This window comes from Aeromonas sp. HMWF017 (assembly GCF_003061465.1).
In the GTDB taxonomy this organism is placed as follows: Bacteria; Pseudomonadota; Gammaproteobacteria; order Enterobacterales; family Aeromonadaceae; genus Aeromonas; species Aeromonas veronii.
This window is the reverse complement of sequence record NZ_QAJD01000063.1, coordinates 38059-46546: the sequence shown is the minus strand read 5'-3', so window position 1 is coordinate 46546 and position 8488 is coordinate 38059. Positions and strand designations below refer to the sequence as shown.

Here is an 8488-nt window from a genome sequence, read left to right as displayed (position 1 = left end):
GCCCACCCTGTGGCGCAGCTCCCCCAGCGTGGGGGACAGCGTGCTGGGCATGGCGCAGCGCTCAGGCCCCCCCATCCCCTGGCAGCAGCTCACGGATCTCGCCCCCTACCGGATCGGCGTGGTGGAGGGGTACGTCAACACCCGTGAATTCGATGCTCTGATGGCCAGCAAGCGCCTCAACACTGCCGCCGTCGATTCCGACCTGCTCAACCTGCGCAAATTACAGCGCGACCGGCTCGATCTGGCGGTGATCGATAGGGATGTCTTTCACTGGCTCATCAACCATGATCGCAAGCTGAGCAGCGCCGGATTGCAATTTCACCCGAAGATCCTCGAACACAAGAGCCTGCACATCATGTTTCGCCCCGATCAGCAGGCGTTGCAGCAACGGGTGGCGCAGGCCATTGCCAGATTGGATATTGCCAGGCTGAGCGAGGATTATCAGCGCCGCTATCTGCAGCAAGCCCCTGCGGCCAAGTGAGCCAACCCGCTGAAGTCAGCCCTTGCTGGCAAAAATAGCCTGAGCGCTGGCTTTTTCACCCTCTTCTGCCGCAATCGAGCCCTTTTTATGCCCCTCCCCTGCAGCCCTGTTGCCGCTCTGTGCTGCCGCCATGACCACCCGATGGCTTGGCCCCGAGTGATACCACTTGGTGACAAAAATGATGCTTTTGTTAGTACGTGGTTTTTAAGTGGTTTAATCAAAAATTCATCGAGTTATTGAAGTAACTCAATTTTTTCACTTTTTCAGGGGAGCAGAATAGCAACTAACCCTTTTGGGCTAAATAAAACAGACAATGACAATTCATGGTTCAGGCTACCCGCGGCAATATGGGTTGAATCACACGAGGTAACGGAATGATCTTGATGGAATTTTTGGTGGTACTCGGCTGCTTGCTGCTGGGTACCCGCTTTGGGGGCATGGGACTCGGTCTCATCAGTGGTATCGGTCTCTTCCTGCTGACCTTCGTCTTCGGCCTGGTGCCGGGCGAACCGCCTGTTCAGGTAATGCTGACCATTCTGGCGGTGATCGGCTGTGCCGCCACCCTGCAGACTGCCGGTGGCCTCAACCTGATGATGCAGGTAGCCGAGCGTCTGCTGCGCCGTCACCCGCAATACATCACTATCCTGGCGCCGCTCACCACCTGGACCCTCACCTTCCTGTGCGGTACCGGCCACGTGGTCTACACCATGTTCCCCATCATCGCTGACATCGCGCTGCAGAAGAACATCCGTCCCGAGCGCCCGATGGCGGTGGCCTCCGTTGCCTCCCAGATGGCCATCTGCGCCTCCCCGGTCTCCGTTGCCGTGGTCTCCATGGTCTCCATTCTGGCGGCCGGTCACGGTATCGGTCAGGCTTACGGCCTGCTCGACATCCTGATGATCGCCATCCCCTCCTCCCTGACCGGTGTCATCGTGGCGGCCCTGTGGAGCCTGCGTCGCGGCAAGGATCTGGACAAGGACGAAGAGTTCCAGGCCAAGATCAAAGACCCGGAGCAGCGTGCCTTCATCTACGGCGGCGGTGAAACCCTGCTCAACACCAAGTTCCCGAAAGAGGCCTACTGGTCTACCTGGATCTTCTTCGCCGCCATCGCTGCCGTGGTATTGCTCGGTGCCAACGAAGGTCTGCGTCCGGTGTTCACCATCAAGGACAAAACCGGCCCGCTCTCCATGAACCTGGTGATCCAGATGATGATGCTGATCGCCGGTGCCATCATCCTGATGCGCTGCAAGGTCAAGCCGGGCGAGATCGCCAACGGCGCCGTCTTCAAGGCGGGCATGGTCGCCATCTTCTCCGTATTCGGGGTGGCATGGATGAGTGAGACCTTCTTCCAGGCTCACATGCCGCTGCTCAAAGAGACTCTGGCCCATGTGGTACAGGCCCAGCCCTGGACCTACGCCCTGGTGCTGTTCCTCATCTCCAAGCTGGTCAACAGCCAGGCCGCCGCCCTCACCGCCATCGCCCCCATGGGTCTGGCGCTGGGTGTCGAACCCAAGCTGCTGATCGCCTTCCTGCCGGCCAGCTACGGCTACTTCGTGCTGCCGACCTACCCGAGCGATCTGGCCTGTATCGGTTTCGACCGCTCCGGCACCACCCGCATCGGCAAGTTCATCATCAACCACAGCTTCATCATTCCGGGGCTGATCGGGGTGGTGACCTCCTGCTCGCTGGGCTTTATCCTCACCAGCATCCTGCTCTAATCGCAGTCACGTTTAACACATTGCCAGACAGGCCCCCGCTTCGGGGGCCTGCTTTTTTCCAGCTCTGTGGCCCCAACCATTTCCCCGCCACCATTTCCGGACACTATGCCTTTACCTCTGCCCCCGCCGCTGGGTAGCATGCCCCCTCGTTCACCACCGGAATCTCATCCATGTCTCGCGTCATCCTGCTCTGGAGCGGTGGCAAAGATGCCATGCTGGCCCTCTGTCATGCCCGTCAAGCGGGCCATCAGGTGGTGGCACTGGCCACCTTTGCCCCGCCAGAGCCCCGATTTCTCGCTCACCCCTTGCCGCTGGTGCGCCGTCAGGCGGAAACCCTCGGGCTGCCCCATCTGCTGGTCACCATAGAAGCGCCGTTCGATCTCGGTTATGAGCGGGCACTTGCACGGCTCAAGGAGGAGTGGCAACTCGATGGGGTGGTCACCGGCGATATCGACAGCGTGGGCGGTGCGCCTAACTGGATCCGCGAGCGCTGCCGCCCGCTTGGTCTCACCGTCCACACCCCGCTCTGGCAGCAATCTCGTCAAGCCTTGCTGGCGGATATGCTGGCCCGCAGCATCGTCGCCCACCTCTCCTGCGTCGATACCCGGGTGCTGGCTCCCGAGTGGACTGGACGCCCCCTTGATGCCGCCACCCTCGCCGAGTTACAACAACTGGCCGAGCGCGAAGGCTTCGATGCCTGCGGCGAGCAGGGGGAGTACCACACCATGGTGACCGACGGCCCGGGCTTTGCCGCCCCGCTGCGCCTCGATGGCTGGCAGGTGGCGCGGCAGGATCATCTGGCTTATCTGGCCGAGCCACAGGGGTAACGGCCGCAAGCCATCTGGCCCGCTCACTCAGCACGCGAAAAATCGCGATAAAAAACGGGAGGCAACAGCCTCCCGTTTGGATTTGAGCGGACCAGTGTTGAGCGGGCCATGACGACCCGAACAAGGGATAAACCGGCTTATTTCGCCAGCTTGCCCAGCACCCGCTGCAACAGACGGATGCGCGGCTCGATGCTATCGAGCAGCAGGAATTCCGCCTCCGAGTGGAAGCCACCGCCCATGGGGCCGAAACCATCGAGGGACGGCACACCTGCGGCGGCGGTGAAGTTGGCATCCGAACCGCCACCGGCCTCCAGCCAGTTGAAGGGGATCCCCTCCTCCTTGGCTGCCGCCTCCACCAGCGCCATCACGGCCTCGGTGTCGCCGCTCGGGCGCATCGCCGGCTTGAAGGTCTGGCGATCTACCTCGACCCGACAACCGGCGAGGAAGGGGTTGTTGGCCATAAAGGTGAGCCGGTCGTGTACCGCAGCAGCCTCTTCGTTACTCCAGAAGCGCAGATCGACGATCGCCTCGGCAAAGTCCGGCACCACGTTGACACCGGTGCCGCCCTGAACCACACCGACGTTCATGGTGGTGCCCGTGGTCATGTTGACCTGCTCGTTGATGGCGAGCACCCAGTGCGCCAGCTCGGTAATGGCGGAGATCCCTTCGGTCAGCGCCGAACCGGCGTGGGAGGCCTTGCCGTGGAAGGCAATGCGGTACTTGGCATTGCCCTTGCGGGCGCTGATGAGATCCCCATTGGGACGGGCAGCTTCGGCCACCAGCACACAGCCGCTCTGTTTGGCCTTCTCTACCAACCAATCCTTGGACCAGGGGGAGCCAATCTCTTCGTCGCAGTTGTAGCAGACCAGCACCTTGAGCTTGGCAAGCAATGCCGGATCCATCTCTTTGAGGGCATACCAGATAGAGAGCAAGCCGCTCTTCATATCCGACACGCCGGGGCCAAAGGCTTGATTGCCTTCGATTTTCAGCGGGCGCTTGGCTGCAGTTCCCTCGGGGAAGACGGTATCCATGTGGCCGCACAGCATCACGTCGTAGTGATCGGCACCCGGCGCATTGGTGATCTCGAGGCAGGGGCCGCACTCGGCAGCAAACTGGTGGCGAGTCACCTGCCAGCCGATGGCCTCATATTTCTCGGTCATGATGTCGGCCACTTTCGCTACCCCGGCCGGGGTGCGAGTACCGCAATCGAGGTTGATGAGCGGGGCCAAATCGGCCAGATAGCTATCGAGGGAAAACGGACTCTTTACAACTGTCATTATCTTCTCCATGCAACAATCAGCGTTGATGGCCGATCGTCTATTGCAACAAAGCGACATAGTGAGAAAAAGGCGGGCAGCCATGCCACCCGCCCGACCGGTAAATTCCAAACACCACTACATAACCCACATCACTACATGAACAGCAGATAGTTGAGGGTCAGCGCCGTCACCAGCGCCCCCGCCATCGGCACGCTGGTGCGCTTGACCACGGTAAAGGGCGACACCTTGGCAATCCCCGCACAGGCGATCAGCACCGCCGCAATCGGGGAGACGGTACGGCCGATACTGGAAGCGAGCTGCATCGGCAGCAGCATGGTCACCGCAGGTACGCCAAACTTGGCCGCCACCGCCGGTGCCAGGGTCGAGAAGCTGAGGAACGCCGCGTTGCCGGAGCCCATGATGACCGCCGCTACCATGATCAGCACCACCATCACTAGCGTCATCAGACCGCTGCCGATACCGGCATTGCTGGCAGAGTGCAGCAGGGTATCGATGGCGCCGATGGCCTTGAGGGATTCGGCAAACAGCTCGGCACAGACGATGAGCGCCACCACCGGGCCAAACACCTTGCCCATACCGTCGAGGAAGCTCGACAGCCCCGCGAATGCGGTACGCACCGAGCGGCTACGCAGCAGCTCGCACAGCATGCCGATAAAGACCGACAGCAGCATGGCTACCTCCACGCTCATCTTGATGTCGCTCACCAGCAGCTTGGAGAAGGTCATCATCAGCACGAAGGGGATGATCGGCAGCAGGGCATACCAGGTAGGCGCCTGCACGCTCTCGGTGCCCTGCTCGTCCAGCTCGGCGTGATCGCCGCGATGGAGCGCCGGATCCCAGCCATCCTTGCGATCGCAGTGACGCTGCCAGAAGAAGTGCAGCACCATGGTCACCAGCAGCATGGGGGCCACCAGCCAGATCTGGTAGTCGACAAAATAGCTGGTCGGATCCATGCCGGATTGACCGGCGGAGAAGATGGCGTTGGTCTGGGTCGGGCCAATTTCAAACGCCTGTGAGGTGGCGATGACGCCACAGGCGGAGGCCGGGCTGATGCCGAGGTTGCGCATCACCGGATACATGGTGACCATCAACAGCAGGCCAAGGCCGGTAGCGGAGGTGACGAACAGGGAGACGAATACCGCCACCAGATAGCAGATGGAGAGCATCAGGTAGCTGGACTGGATGCCTGCCACCGGTTTGACCGCCACCCGCACCAGCGCCTGGGAGGCCCCGATATGGGACATGTAGGTGGCAAAACCCGCCACCGCCATGATGATGAGGCCAAGTCCCGCCGCGCGGTAGGAGAAGATCCCCTTGAACACTTCGAACAGGTCGAACAGGGCGAAACCGGTGCTCTTGTCAGCGGGGAGAATGGGGTGCAGCCCCAGCCAGTAGGCCACCGCAAAAATGGCCATGCCCGCCAGCGCCAGCACCGCCTGCGGGTTGTAATCCTTGATAATGCCGTAGACCACGGCGACCAGAACGAGCAAGACGAATAAAAGTTCCAATATTCACTCCTGATAAATTTATCGAAGAGCGAAATCTAGTGATCTGACCACTGTTTTCCTTTGATCCCTATCAATAAAGGTGCCGTCACCGTGATTCATTAGCATAATATGTCGACCATGTAACAATTTTTCGTTATTTCAACTGCCGAAAAACCTTTATCACCCCATATCCGGGAATTGTGTGACGCGACTCCCCTCTTTTTTGCGTTGGATCAACATCTGACGGCGCCGAACTGGCGAAGATGCGCTTCGACATATAGCGACCATTTCGCGCCGGAGAGAGTTATGACAAGCCAAGCCACCGCAGGTGCTTCGACCTGCGACTACAAGCTGTGGGACATCCTCGTCGAGTCTGCAAAGGAACGCACTACCATTCGTTACTCCAAACTGGCCAAGCAGGCCGGGCTGGAGCAGTGCCAGGATGAACTGCGCACCCTGCTGCAACGCATCCGCATGTACTGCACCGAAAACAACCTGCCGATCCTCTCCGCCATCGTGGTGGACGACGTGGGCAAATACACTGGCCTCTCTTCCAGCCTGCCTGATGCACCCTGGGAACGGGCCCGGGTCTTTGACCATGAGTGGACCACCCTGCACTGATTGAGGTGCTTGATAATGCCGACCAAAACGCGCCCGCTGGCGCGTTTTGGCTATCTGGCCTTTGCCCTTTCTCTTTTTCTCCTGCAAAAGCGGCTTTTCTCCCGCAATAGCCGCCCCATTGGGCACGCCCGCCCCACTGCTTCTGACCTTGTGCTCAAAATCGCCGTTCAGGTGTGACCAGTTCCGGTAAAACCCGCGAGCCGGACCATCGGCGTTGCCATGGGATTGCCACAATGCCAGAATCGGGCCCTTGCACTGCGTTGATTCGGATTTTCGGGCACGGCCACGGCCAGCGCCCACAAGAGAAGGACTCCCCATGGCCACCACCCTCTATGGCATCAAGAACTGCGACACCATCAAGAAAGCCCGCAAGTGGCTGGATGAGGCCGGTATCGACTACCGCTTTCACGACCACCGCGCCGACGGCCTGAACCCGGACGATCTGGACAGCTGGCTGGCCAAGCTCGGCTGGGAAGCGCTGCTCAACAACCGCGGCACCACCTTCCGCGCTCTGCCGGATGAGGCCAAACAGGGGCTCGACACCGCCAAGGCGCGCGCCCTGCTGCTGGAACATCCGGCCATGATCAAGCGCCCGCTGCTGGATCGTGACGGCGAACTGACCCTGGGTTTCAAGGCTGATCACTACCAATCCCTCTTCTCCCGTTAAGGACAACTAAGGACAACTGATGTCGGATGTCATCGCACTGGCCAAGGATCTGATCCGCCGCCCCTCCGTTACCCCCCTCGATGAAGGGTGCCAGACCCTGATGGCGGAGCGCCTCGCCAAGCTCGGGTTCGTCATCGAGCCCATGGTGTTTGAAGACACCACCAACCTCTGGGCCCGCCGTGGCAGCGAGGGGCCGCTGTTCTGCTTCGCCGGTCACACCGACGTGGTGCCCGCCGGGCAGCTGGACAAATGGCACACCCCGCCGTTCGAGCCGACCATCAAGGATGGCGTGCTCTACGGGCGCGGCGCCGCCGACATGAAGGGCTCGCTGGCTGCCATGGTGGTGGCGGTCGAGCGCTTCGTGGCTGAGCATCCGGATCACGCAGGGTCCATCGCTTTCCTTATCACCTCCGATGAGGAGGGGCCCTTTATCAATGGCACCACCCGGGTGATCGACACCCTGGAAGCGCGTAACGAGAAGATCCGCTGGTGCATCGTCGGCGAACCCTCCTCCACCGCCGTGGTCGGGGATGTGGTGAAAAATGGCCGCCGCGGCTCCATCACCGGCGATCTGCTGGTACGCGGGGTGCAGGGCCATGTGGCCTATCCCCATCTGGCGGACAACCCCATTCACAAAGCCGCGCCAGTGCTGGCGGAACTCGCCGCTACCGTGTGGGATGAGGGCAACGCCTACTTCCCCCCCACCAGCTTCCAGATCGCCAACATCTCGGCCGGCACCGGCGCCTCCAACGTCATTCCGGGCGAGCTGCAGGTGCAGTTCAACTTCCGCTTCAGCACCGAACTGACCGACATGGATATCCGCGAGCGGGTCGAAGCACTGCTTGATAGACACGGTCTGGATTACCAGCTGAACTGGACCCTCTCCGGCCAGCCGTTCCTCACCGACACCGGTGCGCTGCTCGATGCCGCCGTGGCGGCCATCGAAGCGGTGAACGGTCAGCGACCGGCCCTGCTCACCACCGGCGGCACCTCCGACGGGCGCTTTATCGCCCCCACCGGCGCCGAGGTGATTGAGCTCGGCCCCGTCAACGCCACCATTCACAAGGTAAACGAGTGCGTGAAGGCGGACGATCTGGATCTGCTGGCGGACATGTACCAAGGGGTGCTCGAGAGATTGCTGGCATGACGCAGGAACAACTGCTGGGGCTCGATGAGAGCCACCTTATTGTGGTGGGGCGCGGCCCCCATCGTCTGACCGCCGCCACCGCGGCGGCCTTCAACGACATGCAGGTTGCGGCCGCCTATGAGGGTTTCAACCTGCAGGCGGCCTCCAGCTGGCGCAGCTTCGAGCGCCAGCTCGCCATCTGGAATGGCAAGTGGCGCGGCGAACGGCCTCTGCTCGATGCCAACAGTCAGCCCATCGATGCCCTGCAACTCGGCGATGAG

Annotated in this window: 10 protein-coding genes; 8 read left to right on the top strand and 2 right to left on the bottom strand. The window is 61.2% G+C overall.

Features of this window, described 5'->3' with window-relative positions; genetic code table 11:
• The 3 genes from DBR30_RS06185 to DBR30_RS06175 all read left to right on the top strand — a co-directional run.
• On the top strand, nucleotides 1-481 hold a 481-nt coding region (locus tag DBR30_RS06185), incomplete at its 5' end, for a substrate-binding periplasmic protein (protein ID WP_146181362.1).
• A gap of 374 nt (nucleotides 482-855) precedes the next feature.
• The gene (locus DBR30_RS06180; protein WP_005337916.1) at nucleotides 856-2199 is read left to right on the top strand and encodes an anaerobic C4-dicarboxylate transporter; all 1344 of its coding nucleotides are present in this window, start codon (nucleotides 856-858) and stop codon (nucleotides 2197-2199) included.
• A gap of 170 nt (nucleotides 2200-2369) precedes the next feature.
• The gene (locus DBR30_RS06175) at nucleotides 2370-3026 is read left to right on the top strand and encodes a hypothetical protein (RefSeq protein WP_108541391.1); all 657 of its coding nucleotides are present in this window, start codon (nucleotides 2370-2372) and stop codon (nucleotides 3024-3026) included.
• A 137-nt stretch (nucleotides 3027-3163) separates the two neighbouring features.
• Here the strand turns inward: DBR30_RS06175 and DBR30_RS06170 are convergent, their stop codons facing one another.
• Together DBR30_RS06170 and dcuC are read right to left on the bottom strand one after the other, a co-directional pair.
• A complete protein-coding gene (locus DBR30_RS06170) occupies nucleotides 3164-4303 on the bottom strand; it encodes a M20 family metallopeptidase (protein WP_108541390.1) in 1140 nt (379 codons plus the stop codon).
• Nucleotides 4304-4437: 134 nt separating this feature from the next.
• Entirely contained in the window at nucleotides 4438-5814 is a 1377-nt protein-coding gene (gene dcuC / locus DBR30_RS06165; protein ID WP_108541389.1) for a C4-dicarboxylate transporter DcuC, read from the bottom strand.
• Between the two features lie 285 nt (nucleotides 5815-6099).
• On the opposite strand from dcuC, the gene DBR30_RS06160 reads away from it, so the two are divergent.
• The 5 genes from DBR30_RS06160 to DBR30_RS21730 all read left to right on the top strand — a co-directional run.
• Complete coding sequence (locus tag DBR30_RS06160) at nucleotides 6100-6414, top strand: hypothetical protein (RefSeq protein WP_005337929.1); 315 nt, start codon at nucleotides 6100-6102, stop codon at nucleotides 6412-6414.
• A 15-nt stretch (nucleotides 6415-6429) separates the two neighbouring features.
• The gene (locus DBR30_RS21185) at nucleotides 6430-6591 is read left to right on the top strand and encodes a hypothetical protein (protein WP_181363506.1); all 162 of its coding nucleotides are present in this window, start codon (nucleotides 6430-6432) and stop codon (nucleotides 6589-6591) included.
• Nucleotides 6592-6730: 139 nt separating this feature from the next.
• Nucleotides 6731-7081 carry an ArsC family reductase gene (locus tag DBR30_RS06155; protein ID WP_069554733.1) on the top strand — a complete coding sequence of 117 codons (351 nt, stop codon included), beginning with the start codon at nucleotides 6731-6733 and terminating at the stop codon, nucleotides 7079-7081.
• 19 nt (nucleotides 7082-7100) lie between these two features.
• Nucleotides 7101-8228: a succinyl-diaminopimelate desuccinylase gene (dapE, locus tag DBR30_RS06150; RefSeq protein ID WP_108588245.1), complete on the top strand. Its 1128-nt coding sequence runs from the start codon at nucleotides 7101-7103 to the stop codon at nucleotides 8226-8228.
• The coding region (locus tag DBR30_RS21730) for a D-alanyl-D-alanine carboxypeptidase family protein (RefSeq protein ID WP_258224305.1) at nucleotides 8225-8488 on the top strand (264 nt) is incomplete at its 3' end. The genes dapE and DBR30_RS21730, both read left to right, overlap by 4 nt.